This is a genomic window from Enterobacter sp. EC_50 (genome assembly GCF_019584525.1).
Taxonomy (GTDB): Bacteria; Pseudomonadota; Gammaproteobacteria; order Enterobacterales; family Enterobacteriaceae; genus Enterobacter; species Enterobacter roggenkampii.
In genome coordinates, this window is the sequence record NZ_VDAF01000069.1 from 1 (window position 1) to 1,016 (window position 1,016).

Here is a 1,016-nt window from a genome sequence, read left to right on the forward strand (position 1 = left end):
GCGTGTCGAGCGCGTGGGCGGGCCAGGGCTACGGCGGGGTGCAGATCCCGCGCGTGGGCGATGAGGTGGTGGTGGACTTTATCAACGGCGACCCGGACCGTCCGATCATTACCGGTCGGGTGTACAACGACGCGAGCATGCCGCCGTGGGCGCTGCCGGCTGCGGCGACGCAGATGGGCTTTATGAGCCGCACGAAAGACGGTTCCGTGGACAATGCCAATGCCCTGCGGTTTGAGGATAAAGCGGGCGCAGAACAGGTATGGATCCAGGCCGAGCGCAATCTGGATATTAACGTCAAAAACGACGAAACACATTCTACTGAAAAAAATCGAACCCAGTTCGTTGGCGAAGATGAAACCTTACGGGTAGCGAAAAATCAGAAATCAGGGATTAAAGGCGATGTGGTATGCCTGACGGGGAACAGTCGAAACGATAAAGTCGTTAATAATTTTATACTTTCCGCAGGAAATACGCTGAGACTGGAATGTGGTGAAAGCGCCATCGAGCTATCAAAAGACGGCAGCGTCCATATCATTGGTAATAATTTTAACTTTACTGCGAAACAGAACGCGCAAATTAATACGCTTTCCGGCGAATTACATTTGAACCCTGATGATGGACAAAATGTCATCGATCCGCCTGGCGCATCCCTTCAGGGTGAAATCCAGCAGGAAGTGGATAGTTTTTTTGTTATTAATGGCAATAAATAAGAGTAACCCGAATGGCTGAATATATTCTTCAGGAAGCATCCCTTGCCTTACCCGATGTATTTAAAGACAGAACCATGAATTTATTTACCCTGAGTGATAACGGAGCCAGCGAGTTTACTTTTGTTGTTTCTCGTGCGAGTGCTAAAAACGAAGATAAAGTCCATGATGCGGCAACTCGTTTGGTACGTGAACGGCTTTGTTGAATAAATCAGATTTCGGGTAAGTCTCCCCCGTAGCGGGTTGTGTTTTCAGGCAATACGCACGCTTTCAGGCATACCTGCTTTCGTCATTTTGTTCAGCGCTCGT

Annotated in this window: 2 protein-coding genes; both read left to right on the top strand. The window is 49.1% G+C overall.

Features of this window, described 5'->3' with window-relative positions; genetic code table 11:
* A partial coding sequence (locus FHC48_RS22985; RefSeq protein WP_220420625.1) for a type VI secretion system Vgr family protein occupies window positions 1-710 on the top strand: 710 nt, incomplete at its 5' end.
* 11 nt (window positions 711-721) lie between these two features.
* Window positions 722-913 carry a DcrB-related protein gene (locus FHC48_RS22990; protein WP_259281200.1) on the top strand — a complete coding sequence of 64 codons (192 nt, stop codon included), beginning with the start codon at window positions 722-724 and terminating at the stop codon, window positions 911-913.
* Window positions 914-1,016: the final 103 nt, after the last annotated feature.

Excerpts from the sequence above, each read along its gene's own strand:
- FHC48_RS22990 (WP_259281200.1), top strand. The coding sequence starts at position 722 with ATGGCTGAATATATTCTTCAGGAAGCATCCCTTGCCTTACCCGATGTA.